Annotated in this window: 5 protein-coding genes; all 5 read right to left on the bottom strand. The window is 46.7% G+C overall.

What is annotated here, in order from left to right; genetic code table 11:
• Window positions 1-105: 105 nt before the first annotated feature.
• Window positions 106-1,638, bottom strand: a complete 1,533-nt coding sequence (locus tag CVV77_RS02975; RefSeq protein WP_100274606.1) for a glycoside hydrolase family 10-like protein — start codon at window positions 1,636-1,638, stop codon at window positions 106-108.
• A 153-nt stretch (window positions 1,639-1,791) separates the two neighbouring features.
• The gene (locus CVV77_RS02970; protein ID WP_100274605.1) at window positions 1,792-2,184 is read right to left on the bottom strand and encodes a DUF1360 domain-containing protein; all 393 of its coding nucleotides are present in this window, start codon (window positions 2,182-2,184) and stop codon (window positions 1,792-1,794) included.
• A 109-nt stretch (window positions 2,185-2,293) separates the two neighbouring features.
• Window positions 2,294-6,136, bottom strand: coding sequence for a non-ribosomal peptide synthetase (locus tag CVV77_RS02965; protein WP_100275132.1), 3,843 nt, complete (start codon window positions 6,134-6,136; stop codon window positions 2,294-2,296).
• A gap of 7 nt (window positions 6,137-6,143) precedes the next feature.
• On the bottom strand, window positions 6,144-16,943 hold the full coding sequence (locus CVV77_RS02960; RefSeq protein ID WP_100274604.1) for a non-ribosomal peptide synthetase: 10,800 nt from the start codon (window positions 16,941-16,943) through the stop codon (window positions 6,144-6,146).
• A 24-nt stretch (window positions 16,944-16,967) separates the two neighbouring features.
• The gene (locus CVV77_RS02955) at window positions 16,968-24,635 is read right to left on the bottom strand and encodes a non-ribosomal peptide synthetase (RefSeq protein ID WP_100274603.1); all 7,668 of its coding nucleotides are present in this window, start codon (window positions 24,633-24,635) and stop codon (window positions 16,968-16,970) included.
• Window positions 24,636-24,650 lie beyond the last annotated feature (15 nt).

The raw sequence follows: 24,650 nt of genomic DNA, 5'->3' as shown, positions 1-24,650 counted from the left end.
CCCTCGCTTTTTTTCTTTAACAAATTCAGCGGCTTATCTTAAGTATCCTGTCTCCCAAATAACTTTTTAAAAAAAGACGACTTAGAAAGCCGTCCTACTCATTTCTTATTTTGTCTTTCGTTTGGAAGCCTTGCTTTCGTTATGAACCCGGTCTGCAGAAGTGACATAATACGTATACTTCGTGTTTGGATCTGCCGTGTCATCTAAGAAGGTTTGCTGCTCATTTGTCTTTCTCGCGGTTGCCAGCAATGTTTTGTTCTTTTCCCCTTCGGCTCTGTATATCGCATAATAGGCTGTTTCTTTCGTTTTGTGATTTGATGGGTGATCTTTCATGTGCAGAAGGTTGCCGTTTTTGTTTTCGGTCACTTTCGTAAGCTTTGGCATTTTTGGGGCTGTGCTGTCAAGCCAAGGCATCTGCGGAACCAATGCCGGCTGGCTGTAAAGCTCGGTGATGAGCCTGTCTTTGATGCCAAGCGGATTTTTGTTGAGGTCTTTGAGGCTGAAATGCATACTTCCTTTTACAAGATCAAGCTGACGGTTTAAGGTGATTTGTCTTACATACTCCTCGGGGTCGGACCATGGCGGATCAAAGTTATTATTGATTTTATAAGCTGCCTGGCCAATATATAAATGAACAGGCCTATTCTTGACTTCATTGCTCCACCAATCAGCCAGCACGTCGTAAGCTGCTGCGTTAAAGCCGATGCTCCAATAGATTTGCGGGGCAATATAATCGATGTCGCCTTCTTGAATCCAATGTCTCGTATCTGCATAAAGGTCGTCATAATTTCTGACGCCTGCCTTGGTATTCGATCCGGTCGGGTCATCTGCCGCGTTTCTCCATACGCCAAAGGGACTGATGCCGAATTTGACATATGGCTTTGCGGCTTTAATTGTTTGGTTGATTTGTTTGACAAGCTGGTTCACATTATCCCGCCGCCAGTCATCAATTTTGGAAAAATCGTCTTTTCCGTATTGCTCATACTGTGCTTGATCAGGAAATTCCTGTCCGGCTATTTTATAAGGGTAAAAATAATCATCCATATGAACGGCATCGATATCATAACGTTTTACGACTTCTTCAATGCCTTTAACGATAAAATCTCTCGCTTCAGGAATGCCCGGATGATAATAAAGCTGTTTTCCGTAAGCGGCAACCCAGTCTGGATGCTTTCTTGCGGGGTGATCCTCAGACAATTTATTGAGGTCCGTATGATTCATCGTAATACGGTAAGGATTAAACCATGCGTGAAATTCTAAATTTCGTTTATGGGTTTCTTCAATCATAAATGCTAGCGGATCATAGCCCGGGTCTTTCCCTTGGACACCGGTTAAGTATTCAGACCAAGGTCCGTAAGCGGACGGATAAAAGGCGTCTGCCGTCGGTTTAATCTGAACAATAACGGCATTCATCCCCATTTTTTGCACATCGTCCAGCAGTTTGATATATTCTTGTTTTTGCTCTTCGACTGATAAACCTTTTTTTGACGGCCAATCAATGTTTAATACGGAAGCAATCCATACGGCTCTCAGTTCCCTGTCAGGCTGCGCGTTGGCCATAAACGGAACGGATATGACAAACGTTCCGATGATCAAGCTGACAAGGAAACGGCCAATCGATTTTTGACAAACCTTCATTCTGTTTCTTCTCCCCCATTACATCACTTTCACTATTCGCTATTACGGTATTCCCGGGCTGTAAAAGGGTGCTTAATCGGATGGAAGAAATCAGGATTTATGTCTATATCACCAGATAAATGAAAAAAGTCCTGAAGCATTTTGTCTGCTGCTTTAGGACTTTTTATCATTTATCATAGTTTGCAGGCTCTTTAACACATCAATGAGTTTTACGCCGACACCGACAGCTGTTTCAAGAATCGCCTGTGCTCCTGCGATGGCTAAAATAAAGATCACTGGAACTGCAATACGAGGCAAAAAAAGATAGCCAAGCCCGATCAAGATGGCACACCAAACGCCGGCACACCAGTAGCAATTGAGCATGTATCCAAAGTTAGAAGCCGGCACGCTTTTTTCATCTACATGCCCGTTTTGATCAACGATCCTTTTCTTTTTCATAAAAGGTTTTCGGATAAATTCCGTGATTTTGTCAAATACAATCAAATGTGTCAGTCTGTAACTGGCTAGAATCAACATGATAAAAGTAAGCAAAGAAAGATGGTCCATGAGAAGCCTCCAAGAAAAAGGATGATGTTATCATTCCCAAGTGTCTTCTATCCATTCTTGATACAAAAAGAAAGACGAACAGAGAATGGCCTCTGTCCGCTAGTCCGCTTTATCGTTTGTGCAGTATTGCTTGATTTGAAGTGATCTTGTCTAAAATGTCAAGGATGATGTCAGCGTTCTTTTCAGCATATGCGCCTTCCAGCATGTCTTTGTGAGCGCCAAAACCAGTATATTCGCTGTAGTTTCCGTAGGCAGCGCCTTTCCATTTCATTAAGCCTGTATGCCCGCTGGTTTCGGTTTGGATTCCAGCTTCGATGAAATGAATGTTTGCTTTGATGTGTCCTTTATTCAGCAACTGTGCCCAATATTCCTGATAGTTTCTTTTTTTCTTCATCACCTTTTCTCTGACTGCTTCAGGCAGGTATGCTGCAGATTCGTCATTGCCGGTATCGATAGGCAAAGGCTGTTCTTTTAAATAAGCGTCCACGATAATGAAGTCACTGACTTCCAATCCTCTGCGTTCCATAGCCTGTGCCACTTCAAAAGCCAGGTTTCCGCCTGCAGAGTAGCCTAATAAAACATATGGGCCATCAGGCTGTATGTCCGTCATGCAATTGACATATTGTTCAATGCGGGTGTCATGTTCAATAAAGTGAAATCCGTATACAGCTGCTTTGTCATTCAGCAATAAAGCAAGTTCTTTGAAATAAATGCCAAAGCCTGATATCGGCGGGAAGCAAAAAAGATTTTGCGCACCGTGCTGATTCAGTTTGATCACATGCTGTTCATCTGCCGCTGTCAGCTGTTTGGAATAAAGTTTTTCGGCAAGCTGAGCAATTGTCGGATGTTCGAACAAGAAATCAATCGGTATGTCAATTTGCTGCTGGTGCTTCAGTGTGTGTATGACCTGCAGCGCTTTTAGTGAATGTCCGCCAAGAGCAAAGAAGTCATCATCAATACTGATTGTGTTGACACCGAGGACATTCTTCCAAATGTTCGCCAATTCTTCTTCAACCAAGTTTCTTGGCAATGTGATGTCCTGTCGTTTGTCATTCTTATTTTCTGGAATAGGCAGCGCGCTGCGGTCTATTTTTCCGTTTCCGGTAAGCGGCATCCGCTCCACACGCACCCAGTGCTGCGGGATCATATAGTCTGGGAGCACACGCGCCAAATCGGCGCGGATATCCTTTTCAGTTCTTTGGTCATCGCCAACGTAATGAGTGTACAGCTGCGCCTCTCCATCTTTTTCTCTCAATGTCACTGCCGCTTCCTGAACGCCTTCCATTTCTAAAAGGCGAGCTTCAATTTCGGCGGGCTCAATTCGTTTTCCGCGGATTTTAATCTGCCTGTCAATCCTGCTGATGTATTCTAAGTTTCCATCAGGCAGCCAGCGCGCCAAATCACCAGTACGATATATTCTTTCTCCAGACAAGAAAGGATGGGGAGAAAAAACAGCATTTGTCAAGTCATCTCTGTTCAAATAGCCTTTTGCGACCCCGTCGCCGCCGACACAAAGCTCGCCGGGAACACCTATCGGCAAAAGACGCCCTTTTGCATCTAAGATGAAAGCGGTGCTATTGCTGATTGGTTTTCCGATCGGAATCGGCCCTGCATAGTCTCTTTTCATCTCAAAAAAGGTTGAAAATGTCGTATTTTCCGTAGGCCCGTAAATATTGTGAAGTGCCAGATCTGGACAGGCGTGTCTGACAGCATTCATAAGGGCAGGCGAGAGGGCCTCTCCGCCGACATATAACGTATGGAGCCCGCGGAACATGTCTGCTTGAGCCTGAGCCAGCTGATTAAAAAGAGCCGTCGTTAAAAATAGCACTGTGATGTCATTTTCAAGCAAATACGTCCCAAACCGATCAGGAGACAGCATTGTCGATTTATCAATGATATGAAGGCTTGCACCATGTAAAAGCGCCCCGAACATTTCAAAGGTGACGGCGTCAAAGCTGATAGATCCAGTCAGAATAAATCGATCATCAACGGACGCAGAAGTGTAATTACTATTGCTGACAAGGGACACGACATTGCGATTCGTGATCATGACGCCTTTCGGCCGGCCTGTTGATCCTGAGGTATACATGATGTATGCAAGATCATCCGGGCTGGAGCCAATATTGATAGGGATATGGTTTTCTTCCATCAATGTCTGTGCATCTGAAGTAATACATGTTCCTGAGAACGCAGCGTTTTGCTCCAGCCCCTTTTGAATAATCAGCATTTTTGCCTGCGTTTCCTCGAGCATAAAGCTGACCCGTTCAGGCGGAAGCTCAGCATCAAGCGGGAGGTATGCTCCCCCTGCTTTTAAAACAGCAAGCACACTGATAATAAATTCAGGAGAATGAGCAGCCCATATTCCGGCTGTCTCGTTTTTCCGAAACCCATTTTGGTATAACTCTCTGGCAAGTGCATTAGACCGTTTATCAAGCTCTTCATACGAAAATGACATATTATCATACACAAGTGCGGTATGGTCTGGCGTCTCTTCTGCTTGTTCACGAAATAAATCTATGATTGTACGATTCTTTGGATACTCTGTTTTTGTATTGTTGAACTGTGTGACAATCTGCTCTTTTTCTGTTACATCAAGAAAAGAAAAATCTGCAATGGGAATATCAGGGTGCTGTGCCGCTGTGCTTAGTGCTTGTGTCAATTGCCTCTTGATACAGCTGATCCATGCAGCATCGTAAACAAACGCATTATAGCTGAACTTAATAACAAGTTCTTCCCCGGGAGCAACGACAAGGTTAAAGTTATATCCTGATTGCTCGGATACCGTAACTTGATCGATTTGCAATGGTGAATCGGGCCGATCAGCTGAATCGGCGATTTTCTGCTGTAACGGATAGTTTTCAAATACAACAATGTGATCAATCAGTTCCTGTTTTAAAGCGGTGTTTGCCTGGATATCAAATAAAGGCTGGCAGGTGAACGGCTCAGCTTCCAGCATTTCTTTCTGACAGCGTCTGAGCAGCTCTTGAAACGTTTCGTCTTGATGTGTTTTAATACGAACCGGAATGGTATTGATAAACAACCCTATCATTTGCTCCACGCCCGGAATTTCTGATGGTCTGCCTGATACAACTGCGCCAAATACAACGTCGTCTGTGCGGTTATATTGCTGCAGCATCACGCCCCAGACTGCCTGAATAAGGGTGGCAAGCGTGACGCCGTGTTGTTTGGCAGTCTCTTTCAGCTTGTCTGTCAGTGGTTTATTTAATGAAAATATCAAATCCTCACGATGATAACCTTCTTTTTTTTCTTCATCAGACACACGAGGCAGAGGTGATGGAGTGCTGTAGTTTTTTAAATAGGAATCCCAGTACTCCGCAGCTGTTTCTTTGTCTCGGTTTGTCAGCCAGGAAATATAGGTGCTGTACGGACGGACAGGGTCCAAAGAAAGTGGTTTTCCTGCATGGATAGATTGATAAATTTGCATAAATTCCTGCAGAACGATGCCGAGGCACCAGCCGTCCATTAAAATGTGATGGTGACTCCAGAGACAGACATGCTCATCTTCAGCTGTTTTGAATAGAGAAATCCGCATCAGCATGTCTTTTTGTAAATCAAAGCCTTTCTGCTTGTCCTTCTCCTTAAAGCATTCAATATACTCATTCTGGTCGTTTATTTGCAGATGGGAAATGTCTTCGCTGTACAAATGAAATTCGCGTTCTGTCATTACGACTTGCCGAGGTCCCGACAAATGCGGGACGTGCGGCAAAAATACGGTTCTGAAAATATCATGGCGGTCGATGATGGCTTGAATACTGCGCTGAAACCAGTCATAGCTTAGGCTTCCTTTGATGGTGAAGAGCGACTGCTCAACATACGCCCCCTCCTCTTTACGAAGGAAGGAATGAAACAGCATTCCCTCCTGCATATGACTCAGAGGATAAATGTTCTTGATTTTTTTGATGTTATCCATAGTGTCTGCACCTTTCTTCACGGATTCATTAGTGAAAACTGAGCATATCAGCAATCTCTTGCAGCGCGTCCTCGGTCAGTTCTTGATCATCAAAATCGCTAATCGTCTTTTCTGTTTCTCTTTTGTTCTGGCAGTGTTCGATCAGCTGTAATAAAAATTGACGGCAATACTCGCTAAGCTGTTCCATCGTTTTGCGCTGAAAGCGGGTATTGTCATAAGTCATGCTGACAGCCATTTTTCCTTCTGCGGCGATTGCGCTGATATCCAGCGACTGTTCACGATTCCATGTTGCGCTGATATCGTCCCCGGCACCCAGCGGAGAGAAAGAGAAGGCGTCCTCCTCAGGTACTTCAGCTGTGCTGCCGCTTTCAAACTGACCCAGATAATTGAAGCTGATTTCTGGCGAACCTGTGAAATCGATGTCTTTTTTGTCAGGCGGAGTCAAATATTTGATGACACCGTAGCCGAATCCTTTGTCCGGTACGCGTCTCAGTGTATCTTTTGTTGTTTTTAGTACATGAACCATGTATTCTTCCGGATCAGGAAGGTCTGAGTTCAGGTTAACCAATAACGGATAAATGGCGGTAAACCATCCAACCGTACGGCTCACATCTATTCCGTCTAATACATCCTCTCGCCCGTGGCTCTCTAATGATAGTTTGAAAGCGGATTGATTGGTCCAATGGCGCAGCGCAAGAATAACAGAAGCAAGCAGTATATCCTGAGTATCTGTGTTATATGCGCTGTTGGCATCTTTTAAGAGCGCAGCTGTTTCTTTATCGTTTAAGGTAAACGAAATCGTGGAACGTTTACTCTCGTTTGCTATGGTTCCGTCGATATGATCAAAAGGCAGTGCTTCTGTTTCATATTCTTCGGTTTCACGCCAATACTTGAACTGTTTCATAAGCTGCTGGCTTCCCGCATAGTCAGAGAGCTTTTTCGCGTAAATTTTGAATGAGCTTGTTTTAGGCGGAAGCTGGATATCTTCCCCGCCTGCAGCTTGGCGATAGCCTAAAGCCAAATCCTCAAGCAGAACTCGCCATGAGATGCCGTCAACGACGAAGTGATGAGCAGATAAAAATAAGAAATCACCGTCAGTTGTGCGGAAAAGACCGGCTTGCAGCAGCGGCCCATTCTTCAAATCCATTTTCTGCTGAATATCACGTACATGGCGTTTGATAAGAGACTCATACGATCTATTGTCTGGATTTTGTAAATCAACAATGTGAAGGCCATACAGCGCATCGTCCGAATGACTGAGCGGCCGATTATATTGACTCCACTTTCCTTTTTCATTCTGTGTAAACACCATCCGCAGCGCATCATGATGACACGTTATTGCTTTTAAAGTTTTGCGAAGTGCGTCTTCTTGTACAGAGGTGCTTCGATGCAGCATAACGGACTGATTAAAATGGTGTCTTTCTTTTATATCTTGAGAAAGAAACCATTTTTGAACAGGCGACCATTGTACGTCTCCCTCAACCGGAGCTTGACTGGAACTTGTATCTGAATCCCGGATATAAGCTGCCAATTCTTGAATGGTCGGATGGCTGAACAAATCTTTCACTGCCATCTGTTTTCCTATCCGGTGAAGCCGTGCGGAAACCTGTAACGCTTTGATCGAATCTCCTCCAAGCTCAAAGAATGAATCAGCTGTTCCGATTTTTTCTGCCCCCAGTACTTCCTTCCATATATCCGCCAGTATTTGTTCCATCTTGCTGGCAGGTGTGCGGAATGGACGTTCAGTTTCACCCTTGAATACAGGTTTTGGAAGTGCTCTGCGATCCAGTTTACCGTTTGGTGACAATGGAAGTGAGCCCAGTTTTTCAATAAACGCAGGAATCATGAACACCGGCAGCTTGTTTTGTAATTCTAAGCGTATCGTATCTGTGCTCAATTCTGGTTCGGTCACAACATAAGCACTTAATTCAGTTTGTCCTGATGCTGTTACATGAGCGAGTACGGTGGCGTCTTTTACACCGTTTATACAACGGATGACCGATTCAATTTCTTTCGTTTCTACACGATAGCCTCTGATTTTGACTTGTTCATCAATTCTTCCCAGATACTCGAGTGTTCCGTCGGCCATCCATCTGGCGGCGTCTCCTGTTCGGTACATTCGCATTTCAGGTTTGTATGGGTTCTGGATGAATGCTCTCTCTGTCAGCTCCGGAAGGTTGATATACCCTCTTGCAAGCCCCGTTCCCGCTATACAAAGTTCTCCCGCAACACCAATTGGCTGGAGCTGATGATTGCCATTTAAAATAAGCACTTGGGTCCCGTCAATCGGCTGGCCGATGCTTACGTATTTCTGCTTTTCCATATGTCTCATGACGGTAGTGGCCACACTGTTTTCTGTCGGTCCATATTCGTTGGCGAGTTCGGTGTGTGGACATATGGCCAGGCTACGGTGTATCAATTCGCGGTCAGCTGCTTCTCCCGCCAGAGTGACGATTCTAAGCGTCTTTACATCTTCCGGCTGCAATACATCCAAAAGCGCTCGATATAAAACAGGCACAATAATCATATGTGTAATCCGTTGATGAGACAGCTGATGCTTGATGGCCAGAATGTCCTTCGCTTCCTCTTCCTTAAGCAGAACTGCTTTTGCACCTGACAAAAGCGGTGTGAACATACTTGTTAAAAAGCCGTCAAATGAGAAAGAAAAGAGCTGCAGGATGGCGTCTGTCTCGTTGAAAGCATAAGCGTTTCGCCTCCACTGAAGAGTGTTGGCAATGCCTTTATGCTTGACCATCACCCCTTTTGGACGCCCCGTCGTCCCTGACGTATAAATGATATAAGCCAAATGATGGGCAGACGATACTTGCGGCAGCGGTGATTTGTCGTATGCCTCCGCGCTCTCTATCGTTAAGATCTCTCCTTCAAAATCAGCAAGTGCCCCCCAATCCGCTTCATTTATTGTAATAAGCAGTTTCGTTCCGCTGTCGCTGAGGATATAGCGTTTCCGTTCCGCCGGGTATTCCGGATCAATGGGAACGTAACAGCCTCCTGCTTTCCAAACACCAAGTACGGCCGCTATCATGCTGAACGAACGAGGCATCATGATGCTTACTGGTGTGTCCGGTTTAACACCCCGGCTGCGCAATATACGAGCGATTCCATTGGACCACTCGTCCAACTCTTGATAAGTCAGTGTTTTGTCTCCGCTGACAAGTGCAGAAGCTTTTGGTGTTCGTGCAGCTTGCTGCTCAAACAAACGGTCAATTGTTTGTTCTTCGTATTGATTCGCTTGCCCGGTGTTAAACTCATTGAGCAGCTGGTTCCGCTCTTCTTGGGTCAGGATGTCGATATGGTTGAGTGTCACCTCAGGGTTTTTAACGATGATGTTAAGTACATTAGTCAAATGCGATGCCCAGCGTTCTATAGTTGTTTTTTCAAACAGTGCTGTTGAATATTCAAAATGGAAATGAATGTTCCCGTCACTCTCTGATGCTTGTAATGTCAAATCGAATTTAGAAACGAGATGAGAAACTTGTGACGGCTTCATTTGCAAATCATGCAGATGCAATGGCTGGTGATCATTATTTTGAACGACTAACATGGCATCAAACAGCGGGTTTCTGCTCATATCCCTCGTCATCCCGAGCTTATCGACGATCTCTTCGAACGGATAATCCTGATGCTCATACGCTTCCAATGCTGTCTCGCGCACTTCCTGCAAATACTGCACAAACGGCTTCCCGCCCTCCGGGCGTGTCCGCAGCGCCAGCGTGTTCACAAACATGCCGAGTATCGGCTCAAGATCCTTGTGCGGCCGGCCGGCGATTGGCGAGCCGACGATGATATCTTCCTGTCCGCTTAAGCGGGACAATAACGCTGTGTAAGCCGCTAGAAGCACCATGTACAGTGTGCTTCCGTTTTCCCGTGCCAGCTTATGAAGGCCTGATGCGGCCTCTTGATCAAGCGTAAATGAGACCTTGTCACCCGCGAAGCTCCGCACCGGCGGGCGGGTATGATCAGCCGGGAGATCCAGGACCGGCAGCTCGCCCTCGAGCTGCTTCAGCCAGTACGCCTCCTGCGTCTGGTACGCGTCTCCTTTTTTAAATCCTTCTTGCCATACGGCGTAGTCTTTATATTGAATGTGAAGCGCCGAAAGGGTCCGGTTGTTGTACAGCTCCCCGAATTCCCGAATCAGAATATTGACGGAAACACCGTCTGAAATAATGTGATGCATATCAACCAGCAACAGGTGCCGTTCACCTGATACCTTTACGATTTGGGCACGGAACAGCGGTGCCCGGCTGAGATCAAACGGTTTAATAAAAGCGGCTGCGGTCTCCTGTTCGGTTTGCTCGCCGAGGACTGCTGTCTGTAATGTAAACGGCACCTCGTCATGGATGCGCTGCACCGGCTCGCCGCCTTCGTCCTGTTCGAAGGATGTCCGGAGCGACTCGTGGCGCTTGATCAGCTCTTTAAAAGCCCTGTCCAGCCTTTCGGGGTCCAGCTTCCCTTCCAGCTCTAACACAGCCGGCATATTGTAGCCTGTCCCTCCGTCCTCCAGCTGCTGAAGGACATAGATCCGTTTTTGGGCGGAGGAAACCGGATAGGCCTCGCGCTTTTCAGCCGGTTTCATCGCTTCATATGGACTCTCCGTTCCTTCACGGATGATCGAAGCCAATCCTTCTACCGTCGGATGGGCAAACACATCTTTCAGCGGCACCTGTACATCGAATTCTTTGGCGATCCGTGAAACAAGCGCGGTTGCTTTTAAGGAATGTCCTCCGCGATCAAAAAAGTTGTCGTGAATCCCGACAGGGCCGTTTTTCAGCACGTCCTCCCACAGCTGGGCAAGCTTCATCTCTGTCACATTTCTCGGCGCCGTGTAGGTCTCCTCATCTGCCGCTCCGCCAGGAGCTGGCAGAGCGTTTCGGTCCAGCTTTCCGCTTGGCGTAACCGGCCACCGTTCCATCTCTATCATATGAGCTGGGATCATGTATCCCGGTAAAAGTGTTTCGAGCTGCGCCCGTACTTCGTTTCTTCGGAGTCCTTCTGCATAGGCGCATAATTCCGGCTCGCCACTGTCTGTCCGTACGGTAACGGCTGCCTCCCTGATGCCTTCTATGCCTCTTAGCGCTGCTTCAATTTCTCCGAGCTCAATCCGGTAGCCTCGGATTTTCACCTGATCATCTAACCGGCCGAGGAACTCAACTTGTCCGTCAGGGAGCCAGCGCGCCAAATCCCCGGTTTTATACATGCGTTCACCCGGGTAAAACGGGTCCTCAAGAAAACGCTCCTCCGTTAAGGCCGGCCGATTCAAATAGCCTCTGGCCACACCCGCTCCGGCTATGTACAGTTCGCCGATACATCCAGCAGGCAGCATCCGCTGCTTCTGATTGAGGATATACATTCTGACATGATGAACAGATTTTCCAATTGGAACGCGTTCAAGCTTTTCATGCAGCGGACAATCAAAGAACGCAGCTTCTACAGTTGCCTCCGTTGGTCCGTAAGAATTGGTTAATGCAACATTTGGAAGTAACTCGCAAAATCGGGAGACGAGATGGGTCCCCAGCTGTTCTCCCCCGGAAAATACCCGCTTGAGTCTGTTTGTCTTAATCGGTACAGGGCGATGTTTTATATGTTCTAAAAATGCATGGAGCATAGATGGCACAAAATGCATAGCTGTGATCTCTTGTTCTTCTATGGCCTTCGCGATCACTTCAGGTTCTTTTTCCCCTCCCTGAGGAAGCAGATAAACAGAAGCACCGGCATAAGGCCACCAAAACAGCTCCCATATTGAAGCGTCAAATGAGTAAGATGTTTTATGCATAATCACATCTGATTGCTTCAGCCGATAGCGGGACTGAAGGGAATTCAAAAAATTCACCGCAGATCGATGTTCAACTTCCACACCCTTAGGCCTGCCGGTAGAGCCGGATGTATAGATGACATAGGCTAAAGATTTAGGGAGAACGTTCACATTCGGATTGGACAAACGATGTTTCAGTCCGCTATTTGCCTGATTGAGGTAGACAATCTCTCCTGCAAATGCCGGAACATGAAGGCTGGAAGACTGAAGCAGGAGAATGTCTGTACCGCTGTCCTCCAGCAGAAAGCTGATTCGCTCTTCCGGGTAATCCGGGTCAATAGGGAGATAAGCGCCGCCAGCTTTAAGAATGCCATAAATGCCAATCAGCATTTCAGGCGAACGCTTTCCTATAATGGCAACAGTCGTTTCAGATTTTACTCCTCGTCCGATCAGCTCCCAGGCGATACGGTTAGCCTGTTCGTTCAACTCTTTATAGGTCATCGCTCCATGTTCAAAGATAACGGCCGGCTGATCAGGCGTTTTTGCTGCCTGCTGTTCAAGTGTATAGTGGAGAGTTTGATTCATCGGATAGCCCGTCTCCTGAAACGGATGGCATGATTCAATGAGAGCTCTCTCTTCTTCTTTTGTTAAGAGTGGAATATCGTCCAATTCTGTTTCAGGGCTGACAGCTGTATGTTCCACAAGAGTGGTGAAAAGGCCGGCCCACCTTTGGATGGTTTCTTTCTCAAACAAAGCTGTACTGTATTCAAACTGACAGAAAAGCTCGGAATCGTGTTCTGTAACATACAGAGAAATATCAAATTTCGATATGGGATGCTGCAAATCGTTCCATCGAAGCTGTATATCTTTCATTTTCAGCTTTTGCTGTTCCATATTCTGAAGGACTAGCGTTGTGTCAAACAATGGATTTCGGCTCATTTCCTGCTGCACACCGAGTTTATCCACAAGCTCTTCAAACGGGTAATCCTGATGCTCATATGCTTCTAATGCTGTCTGTCTGACTTCTTTCAGAAACTCTTCAAATGTCATATTACCGGCCGGGCGTGTGCGGAGAGCCAATGTATTGACGAACATCCCAAGAACAGCTTCAAGGTCGGCATGGGGCCGTCCGGCGATAGGTGAACCAATTACGATATCATCCTGACCGCTTAACCGCGACAAAAAGGCTGAATACAAAGCGAGAAGCGTCATGTAAAGCGTGCTTCTGTTTTTATTGGCAAGCCGCTTTATGCGGGCCGTGATCTCTTTATCCAATTGAAAGGTTACTTTTCCGCCTGTGAATTGCTGTTCTGCCGGACGGCGTTTATCTGTCGGAAGCTCCAGTATAGGAAGGTCCCCGCTAAACTGCTTCTGCCAGTAAGTCTCCTGCTTTTGGTACGAGTCTCCCTTTTTAAATTGCTGCTGCCAGACGGCGTAATCTTTATACTGGATCCGTAATGGCTTAAGCTGCCGGTTTGCATAAAGATCAGTGAATTCTCGGATTAAGAGCTGAACAGATACGCCATCTGAAATGATATGATGCATGTCAACCAGCAATACATGCTTCTCGTCCGTCACTTTTACAAGGCCCGCTCTAAATAACGGCGCCTGGCTGAGATCAAAGGGGCGGATAAACCCCTCGATAGCGGTCTCTGTACTTAATGTAAACGGCACTTCGGTGTGAATACGCTGAACAGGCTCGCCATCTGCCCCGGATACAAAGGAAGTTCGAAGAGGCTCATGCCGGCTGATCAGTTCTTTACATACAGCAGACAGTTTAGCGACATCCAGTGCCCCTTCCAGTTCTAAGACCGCAGGCATATTGTAGGCGACACCCTCATCAAGCTGCTGAAGCACATATATCCGTTTTTGTGCCGAAGATACAGGATATGTCTTCCTTTCTTCTGCCGGCTCAATTGCTGCATACGGATTTTCCTCTGCATCTTGAATGATTAAAGCCAATCCTTCTACAGTCGGATGGGCAAAGATGTCCTTAAGCGGAACTTGTACATGAAATTCCTTTGCGATCCGTGACATCAGTACTGTTGCTTTTAGAGAGTGGCCTCCATGGTCAAAAAAGTTGTCTTGGATGCCTATATGACCATTCTTCAGCACATCTTCAAATATTTGTGAAAGCTTTGCCTCTATCAGATTACGAGGGGCAGCATATGGATTTCCGCTGATTGAAGCATCTGGCGCTGGAAGCGCTGCTTGATCTACTTTTCCGTTTGGGGTAAGAGGTATGCTGTCAACCCATATCCATTTTGCCGGAATCATGTATTCTGGCAGCTCACTAGCCATATAGCTGCGTAAATCTATTGCATTCAGCTTTTGTACACTGCAATAGTAAGCGCATAATTCATGTTCTCCGTTTTGATCTTGTCTGATGAGAATGGCAGCCTCTTTAATGTCCGGATGATTCATTAACGTGACTTCGATTTCTTGCGGCTCGATTCGATAACCTCTGATTTTCACTTGCTTGTCTGCCCGTCCTATATATTCGATGTTGCCGTCTCCAAGCCGTCTGGCCAAATCACCTGTACGGTACATGATCGCACCAGGCCTGAATGGGTCAGATGAAAATTTGTCGCGTGTCAGTTTATCGTGATTGACATATCCTCTGGCAACACTTGCGCCGGAAATATAGAGTTCACCTGGTACACCGCATGGCTGTAGCTGTTTTTGGTGATTCAAAATATATAGATCAGTACAGCCTATCGGTTTACCGATTGGCGGAAACTCAGGAATAGGGTCTCCCGGATGAATGGTGTACGTAGATACCACATGAGTTTCTGAAGGTCCGTAATGATTGTGCAGGTGTATGCCGCGTTCACGTAACACGTCTTGGAAAATGTCTGAAATAATTAATTGTTCCCCAGCTGTAATCAAGTGTTTGACGCCATAAGGAAACGAGTTCGCAAGTTGCCGCTCGCTGAAAATCATTTTGATAAAAGCCGTTGGGAGAAACACAATATTCGTCTGATGCTTGTTTATAAATGCAAACAGCTGAGGCACATCTCTTTTTATGGCTTCTGGCACGATGTGCAGGGTGCCGCCTTTCAGAAGCGCAGAAAATATTTCTTGATAACAGACGTCAAAGGCAGGTGTCGCAAATTGCAGAACATCTGCTTCAAAGTCAATCCCAGAGTGAGCAAATTCGAACTTCAGCAAGTTAGCCATGTTTCGATGTTCAAATTGAACGCCCTTTGGTTTACCTGTTGTACCTGATGTATAAATCATATACAGCAGATCGTCCGCATTGTTAACTGACTTTATGTTACTGCCGTCTTCTGTGCTTTCAATATCTTCTGCATGAGTGATAAGGTAATTGTTATCAATCGATGCGGAAAGATGAGCTTGTGAAACAACATGCGAACAGCCGCAGTCATTTAGAATATAACGGATTCTGTCAGCCGGGTAATGCGGATCAATTGGAACTATGGCGCCGCCTGCTTTCAAGATACCAAGAACCCCGGTGATCAATGCCGCAGAGCGTTCCATCATGATCGCAACAGGCTCCTGCCTCGCAACACCCTTCATTCGTAAATGCCGCGCCAATCTGTTAGCCGATTTATTCAGTTCTTTGTATGTTAACGTGCAGGCTTGATCAATTACTGCATGAGCATCTGGGGTCTTTTCCGCTTGTTTTTCAAACATCGCATGGATGGTTTCGTAAACTGGCGTTCGATCCGCGATTTCCCCAATCAGCTGCCGCTTTTCAGTATCTGTCGTGATCTCGATTTCTTCAGGCGGAAGATTCGGATTATTTAAGATTTGTGATACAGCATTTAGAAGATGCTCCTTGACAGAAAGCACAAAAGACCGATCATGCTGCTCCGCATCATAGCTCATTTTAATATGGATTTCTTCTCCTGGCGCCACCATAAGATAAAAGCTGTAGTTGGTTTCATCTGCCACAGTGAAGTTATGAATCTGAAAAAGATCAGAAGCATGTTCCTGCTTGTTCAGCATCTGAATCTCTTGCTGAACAGGATAGTTTTCAAATACGAGAATATGATCAATCAGCCCTTGTTTAACAGCTGAACGGGCTTGAATCTCATATAAAGGGTGGTAGCTGTATGCTTCAGCGGCAAGACGGTCTTTTTGCATATCTTTTATGAGCTGTATAAATGGTGTTTTTGCCCCTTGCACCCTAATCGGTATCGTGTTAATGAAAAGACCTACCATATGTTCAATGCCTTCGATTTCTGCGGGTCTTCCTGAAATGACAGAACCGAATACGGCGTCATCGTTATTATTATATTTTTGAAGCAGAATACCCCAAATGGTATGGAAAATCGTACTGAGTGTTACTTCTTCTCTTGCCGCAATCTCCGAAAGCCTGCTGCTTTCTTCCTTAGAGAATGAAAACGTAACGTGTTCCTGCCTGCTTCTCCCCTTTGTTTTTTTCTGCTTCGGGAGCATGGTTTGCTGTTCATGGCCGGAAAGATAATGTTCCCAATATGAAACTGCCTGCTCTTTGTCTTGCTCCATCAGCCATTTGATATAGCTTCCGTATGGCTGGACCGGCTCCAATGATATAGGGGTGGCATTTACATAAGATGCGTAAATATGGAGAAACTCCTTTAGCACAATGCTGAGGCACCATCCGTCCATCATGATGTGATGAAAGGTCCAAATACAAGTGTACTGGCTCTCTCCTGTTTGAATCAGAGCGATGCGCATGAGCATATCCTTTTGCAAGTGAAACCCTTGGGCGCGGTCTTTTTCTTTCAATTGTTCGATAAACTGTGCTTGCTTCTCTTCGTTTAAATGAGTAATGTCTTTTTCCTGTACGATGATGTTCCGTTCTCTCAGGACAACCTGCTGGGGAGAGGAAACATTTTGGCTGATAAAAATCGTTCTGAAAATATCGTGTCTTGCTACAAGAGCGTTGATGCTGTTTTGAAAAAACTGCGAGTTGACTTTTCCTTCTATTGTAAAAGAAGCTTGCTCAACATATGCCTGTGAATCTTTTTGCAGGAGGGAATGGAAAAGCATCCCTTCCTGCATGTAAGACAGCGGATAAATATCCTGAATTGAATTCGCTTTTGTCATGTTCATGTCTCCCTGTCCGATTTTCTACAATTCTTCCACCAAGCTGGATATGCTGTCCAAATCCTCTGCCGTTAATGATTGACTGCTGAAATCGCTCAGTGTCTTTTCTGCTTTCTGTTTACCGGCGCAATGTTTCATAATGTCCCGCAAAAAGTGTTCAATCCTGTTGATAAGCTGCTCCATTGTGTTTCGATGAAAGCGGGCTGGCGGATAACTAAGATTGAAATGAAGCTTTTTGTCTGCTGCCATAGCACTCATCTCGATGATTTGCTCACGCTTCCATGTATGAGTGATATCCTTTCCGCTCCCAAGACTTGATGGGCGGAAGCTGTCCTGTCTTTCGATGTCGTTGAACTGGCCCAAATAGTTAAAGCTGATATCAGGTGTTTTTGAAAACGCAATGCTTTTGTTTTCAGGGTGTGTAAGGTATTTCAGCATACCGTAACCTACCCCTTTGTTTGGTATCCGGCCCAGTGTATCTTTAACGGTTTTTACTGCGGTTCCGAGCTCATCCCTATGATTTTCAAAGCTTATGAGGGCCGGGTACATGGATGTAAACCAGCCGACCGTCCGGCTGATATCCAACTCTGGCAGAATGTGTTCTCTCCCGTGTCCTTCCATAGCGATACGGAGCTTGCTTCCGCCTGTCCATTCACAAATCGCCAAGGATGCTGCGGTTAACAGAATATCTTGTGTATCTGTACCATAGGCGTGATTGACGTTTTGCAGCAAAACGGCAGTGTCTGCTTCAGAGAGTGAAAAGCGTATCGAATCCCTCCTGCTGCAGTCGGTGTTCTCATGAAGCGGCATTTCATATGGCAGTTCCGCAGCTTGCTGTTCTTCCACACTTCGCCAATACACCTCTTCACGAATCAGCCTGCTGCTTTGGGCATATTCCTGTATCCGTCTTGCGTATTCCTGATAGGAATCAGTTTTAGGCGGAAGCTGGATCACTTGGCCTGAAGATGCTTGTTGGTACCCTGCTGACAAATCCTCCAGCAAAATCCGCCATGCCACACCGTCAACGACAAGATGATGGATCGCAAGGAACAAGTAATCTCCTGTCAGTGTTTTAAACCACGCGGCATGTAACAATGGTCCTTCCTGCAAATTGATGCTTTGCTGAAGATCTGCAACTTCTTGTTTGATTTGCGTTTCCCAACCGCTTTCGGACTGTGAAAGATCAGATATTCTTAAACTGTACAGCTGTGATTCCTGAATGCCTTGGTTGATTTGAATCCATCGCCCGTCATCGTTACGATAAACCATCCGAAGCGCATCATGATGCTCCGCCAGTTTTTTTAAGGCTGCTCTAAGGGCGTCTTCAGACAAACGGTCAGAATGGAAAAGCATGACAGACTGATTAAAATGGTGTCGTTCTTCAATATCTTGTGAAAGAAACCATTGCTGAACAGGCGTCCAAGGAACGTCTCCTTGAATGGGACCTTGTTCTATGATTCTCTCTGTCTTACGGATAAATGGTGATAAGTCTTTTATCTTTGGATGCCGGAATAAATCACTTACCTGCAAGCTTAGCCCATGGCGCCCAAGGCGTGCAGAAACTTGAAGCGCTTTGATTGAATCTCCGCCCAATTCAAAAAACGAATCCTCTATTCCGATCCTCTGGATGCCGAGAACCTCCTGCCAGATCAATGCCAGCTGTGCTTCAAGGTCATCGCGTGGCGGGACGTACGTTTGTTTAGATGCGAAATCTGGTTCAGGAAGTGCTTTCCGGTTCAATTTGCCGTTTGATGTGAGCGGAAGAGTCTCCATTTCAATGATGTACGCCGGGATCATATAATTTGGCAGTGAACGCGCAAGAAGAGAACGCACTTGTTCAGCATTCGTTCCTGCATTTACGCTGATGTAGCCAAACAGCTCTTTGCTCCCCGTCTGGCCTGTACGTGCCAACACAGCGGCTTCTTTGACTCCGTCTATTTGGCGAAGTGCTGATTCGATCTCACCCAGCTCCACCCGATAGCCTCTGACTTTTACTTGATCATCTATACGGCCAACGTACTCAATTGTGCCATCGGGAAGCCAGCGCGCCAGATCACCTGTGCGGTACAGTCGATCGCCAGGCGCAAATGGATTTGGGACAAACTTCTCTTTCGTTAAATCAGGACGGCCCAAATATCCTCTGGCGACGCCATCTCCGCCGACACAAAGTTCGCCAACAGCTCCGATCGGCTGCAGCATTCCCCATTTATTTAAGATATAAGCGGTGGAATTACCAATCGGCCGCCCGATCGGAATGGAAAGTTCATATGTTTTTTGAATGTGGAAGCATGTCGAAAAAGTTGTATTTTCGGTTGGTCCATATCCGTTCCATATCGATACTTCCGGGCAGACATTTCGGATTCGATTGACGTGGCTTGCGGACAAGGCTTCCCCGCCTATAATCAGATGATTCAGCTGTGAAAAGGTTGTCTCATTTTGCTCTGTCAAATGATTGAATAGAGAAGATGTCAACCACATCGTTGTGATCCCATGATGTTCTATGTATCTCTGAAGCTGATAGGAATCGAGAAATACTTCTTTATCGGACAGGTGCAAAGCTGCCCCATTTAGCAGCGGTCCAAATATTTCAAATGTCACAACATCAAAACCGATTGATGATGTCATGAGAAGACGGTCTGCAGGTGTAAATGTAATATAATTGCTGTTTTTAACAAGACGAATTACACTTCGCTGCTCAATCATGACACCCTTTGGTTTACCGGTTGATCCAGAGGTATAAATGATATATGCAAGTGAATGTGGCCCTGCTGACGATTCAATGTTCTTTGTTTCTCCTTGCTTTTGAATGTCTTCGATTATGAATTGTTCACATGCAATGTCTAATTGCCGTTTTTCTGCTTTTTCAGATCGAAGGAGTAATGTTGCCCCGCTGTCTGACAGCATATAAGCTATTCGTTCAACAGGCAGATCAGGTGCGATTGGCAGGTAGGCTCCCCCGGCTTTCAGAATGCCCAGCATTCCCGCTATGAGTTCTGGCGTTCGTCCTGTCAACAAGGCTACAACATGATCAGGCCCTACCCCTTTTCTCTGTAGAACTGAAGCAATTTGATTTGCCCGGCTGTTCAGATCCGCGTAAGTTAATTCTTGTGTATCGCTGACAATTGCAATGGCATTAGGTGTTTGTTCAGCCTGCATTTCAAAGAGCCTGCTGATGGTTTCATTTCTTGGATAATCTATTTTTGTATGATTGAGCTCATGGATAAGGTAATGGGTCTCATCCTCATTTAGTATATTTATTGTTCCGAGAGCGGCTTTGTTGTCTTGGGTGATGGAGAGTAACATATTGATGAAGTATTGAAGCCACTTTTCTATCGTTTTTTTCTTATATAAGTCCGTACTAAATTCCATTTGGAACGTCAGCAAACCGCAGGGCTGTTCGTGAGCATACAGAGTTAAATCAAATTTGGACGTTTGATGCCCGTTGTTTGCTGCAGGTTTGAGATGCAGTTCTTCAAGCTGAATCGATTCCTGATCCATATTTTGAAGAACAAACATCACGTCAAACAGCGGATTCCGGCTCATATCCCGCGTCAATTCAAGCTTGTCGACGAGCTCTTCGAACGGATAATCCTGATGCTCGTAGGCTCCCAATGCTGTGTCGCGCACTTCCTGCAAATGCTGTACAAACGGTTTCCCGCCCTCCGGGCGTGTCCGAAGCGCCAGCGTGTTCACAAACATGCCGAGTATCGGCTCAAGATCCTTGTGCGGCCGGCCAGCGATTGGCGAGCCGACGATGATATCTTCCTGTCCGCTTAAGCGTGACAAGAACGCTGTGTAGGCCGCAAGGAGCACCATGTACAGTGTGCTTCCGTTCTCCCGTGCCAGCTTGTGAAGCCCTGATGCGGCCTCTTGATCAAGCGTAAATGAGACCTTGTCACCCGCGAAGCTCCGTACCGGCGGGCGGGTATGATCAGCCGGGAGATCCAGCACCGGCAGCTCGCCCTCGAGGTGCTTCAGCCAGTACGCCTCCTGCGTCTGGTACGCGTCTCCTTTTTTAAATCCTTCTTGCCATACGGCGTAGTCTTTATATTGAATGTGAAGCGCCGGAAGGGTCCGGTTATTGTAAAGCTCCCCGAATTCCCGTATCAGAATGTTGACGGAAACACCGTCTGAAATAATGTGATGCATATCAACCAGCAACAGGTGCCGCTCATCTGATACCTTTACGATTTGGGCACGGAACAGCGGCGCTTGGCTGAGATCAAACGGCTGAATAAACGCGGCTACGGCTTCCTGTTCGGTTTGTTCGCCGAGGACTGCTGTCTGTAATGTAAACGGCACCTCGTCATGGATGCGCTGCATCGGCTCGCCGCCTTCGTCCTGTTCGAAGGATGTCCGGAGCGACTCGTGGCGCTTGATTAGCTCTTTAAAAGCCCTGTCCAGCCTTTCGGGGTCCAGCTTCCCTTCCAGCTCTAACACAGCCGGCATATTGTAGCCTGTCCCTCCGTCCTCCAACTGCTGAAGGACATAGATCCTTTTTTGGGCGGAGGAAACCGGATAGGCCTCACGCTGTTCCGCCGGTTTCATCGCTTCATATGGACTGTCCGTTCCTTCACGGATAACGGAAGCCAGTCCTTCAACAGTCGGATGGGCAAACACATCTTTCAGCGGCACCTGTACATCGAATTCTTTGGCGATCCGCGAGACAAGCGCCGTTGCTTTTAAGGAATGTCCTCCGCGATCAAAAAAGTTGTCGTGAATCCCGACAGGACCATTTTTCAGCACGTCCTCCCACAGCTGGGCAAGCTTCATCTCTGTCACATTTCTCGGCGCCGTGTAGGTCTCCGCATCTGCAGCTCCGCCAGGAGCTGGCAGGGCGTTTCGGTCCAGCTTTCCGCTTGGCGTAACCGGCCACCGTTCCATCTCTATCATATGAGCTGGGATCATGTAGCTCGGCAGCAGTCTTTCAAGCTGCGTCCGCACTTCGTTTCTTCTTAGTCCTTCTGTATAGGCGCATAATTCCGGCTCGCCACTGTCTGTCCGTACGGTAACGGCTGCCTCCCTGATGCCTTCTATGCCTCTTAGCGCTGCTTCAATTTCTCCGGGCTCAATCCGGTAGCCGCGGATTTTCACCTGATCATCTAACCGGCCGAGGAACTCAACTTGTCCGTCAGGGAGCCAGCGCGCCACATCCCCGGTTTTATACATGCGTTCACCCGGGTAAAACGGGTCCTCAAGAAAACGCTCCTCCGTTAAGGCCGGCCGATTCAAATAGCCTCTGGCCACACCCGCTCCAGCTATGTACAGTTCGCCGGCGACACCGCAAGGCTGTACGGCTAAATGCGCATCTAAAACATACAAACGCGCACCCGGTACGGGCTTCCCGATCGGAATCCGCAAGCGATCCCTGTCCCGCTCTGGGTCCAACACGTAAAATGCCGCGTCAACCGTCGCTTCTGTCGGCCCGTAGCCATGAATCAGCGATACCTGCGGCAATAAAGAAGCAAAACGGGCTGCCGTATGGGGCGCAAGCGGTTCACCTCCGGCGAATACACGCTTCAGGCTTGTCCCGTCACTCAGCCTTTCGATTTCCGCTTGATCGAGAAAGCTGTTCAGCATAGCCGGAATAAAATGGGCCGTTGTAATACTTTCCTGATGAATGGCTTGTACGATCAATGCCGGGTCTTTTTCCCAGCCGGGCGGAAGCAGGTAAGCCGAAGCGCCAGAAAGGGACCACCAAAACAGCTGCCACACAGACGCATCAAAGGAAAAAGAGGTTTTCACCATAACAATGTCATCTTCCTGAAGCGGAAACTGACGCTGCATGCCAGTCAGAAAGGAAACAGCCTGGAGGTGCTCGACGGCCACTCCTTTTGGCTTCCCGGTGGAGCCCGATGTATAGATGACATAGGCGAGAGAACAGCCGTCAGCAGGAGTAAACACATCGTTTTCTGCTTTTTCGCTCGCAAGAGATGCCATGTCCACTTCAAGCATCTCTCCGGAAAAACTCGGTGCGGAACATCCCGGCTGTGCCAGCAAGAGCGCGGCCCCGCTGTCTTTCAGCATGTAGCTCAGCCGTTCCTTTGGATATGCAGGATCAAGCGGCAAATACGCTCCGCCTGCCTTCAAGACAGCAAGTACAGCGATCAGCATTTCAGGTGACCGTTCAGACAGGACACCGACGATGCTTTCCTTCGTGACGCCTCGTGCCGCAAGGTGCACGGCCAGACGGCTGGCATACATGTCAAGCTCAGCGTACGTCAGCGAACCGCCGGAAAAGCAAATGGCCGGCCGTTCCGGTGTGACAGCCGCCTGTCGTTCAAACAGACCGTGCAGGGTTGGGGCTTCAGGCGAAACAGATACTGCCCCGTTGTTTTGAGAAACGATTTTCCGTGTTTTGTTCTCATCTAGCAATGTCATCTTTGACACGGGAAGAGATGGATCAGAGATGACGTCAGAGACCATGTGCTGTAAATAATCTTTTATCTCGGACATCATGTTTGGTTGATAGGCGCCGGTATGAAAATGAATCCGAACGTACAACGTACGGCCTGGGATCACTTTGACACTGCAGCTATAATTGGTCACCTCTTCCATCTCAAAATCCTTCACGGAGAAATCAAATGATCCAGCCTGATTCAGCCCTTCAATCTCTTGCTGGGTAGGTGTATTTTCAAAGACGATAATATGATCGATAAGCTCTTGTTTGAGAGCACTCTGCGCCTGAATGTCATATAAAGGGAAGTAACTATATGCTTCTGCTTCAGTCATGTCTTTTTGCATCCTGCTGACTAGGTCAGAAAAAGAAAGAGAATCACTTTGGACTCGAATAGGAATGGTATTGATAAAAAGTCCGACCATGTTTTCCACATCTCTTAGCTCAGAAGGTCTGCCTGATATAACGGATCCGAACACAGCATCGCCGCAGCGATTGAACTTTTGGAGCATAATCCCCCATAAAGCTTGGAAAACAGTGTTTAGTGTCGCTCCAGAAGCTGCTGCGATTTTCTGTAATTCGGAGGTTTCTTTTTCAGAAATGGTGAACGTGATCTGCTCTAATGTCCCATCCGGTATTTGATCTGTTCTTTTCGGCAGAGGCGTAGCTTTTTCGAAATGCTGAAGCCTCTTTTTCCAATACTCAACTGCTTCTTCTCGGTCTTGCTGCATCAGCCATTTAATATACGTCCCGTACGGCTGAACGGGATGCAAATCCGGAAGCTGACCTTTACCCAGCGCTTGATAAATGTGAAGAAAATCTTTAATGACGATGCCTAAACACCAGCCATCCATTAAAATATGATGATGGCTCCAGATACAGACATAACGATCAGGCGCCCATTTTAAAATAGATATTCTCATCAGTACATCTGTTTGGAGATCGAATCCCCTGGATTTATCCTGCTCTTTGAATGCCTCGGTACAATGTTCTTTATCTCTTTCGTTGAGATGAGAAATATCTTCAAAATGAACATGGCAATGACGATGCTTGAGTACGACTTGACGGGGTTTGGCTACATTTTTATAGATGAACGCCGTTCGGAAGATTTCGTATCTTTCAAAAACAGCATCCATACTTTTCTGGAAACGCTCCAAGTCAAGCTGTCCATGGATCGTAAAAGAAGCCTGTTCAAAATAAGCTCTTGACTGTTCATCATACAGTGAATGAAAAAGCATCCCTTCCTGCATAAAAGACAAAGGGTATATATCCTGTATTTCGGGTTGCTGCGGCATCAGTGTGAATCTCCT

It is taken from the genome of Bacillus sp. SN1, assembly GCF_002796895.1.
In the GTDB taxonomy this organism is placed as follows: domain Bacteria; phylum Bacillota; class Bacilli; order Bacillales; family Bacillaceae; genus Bacillus; species Bacillus inaquosorum.
Note: the sequence above shows the minus strand (reverse complement) of the source record. Positions and strands in the feature narration are given on the sequence as shown.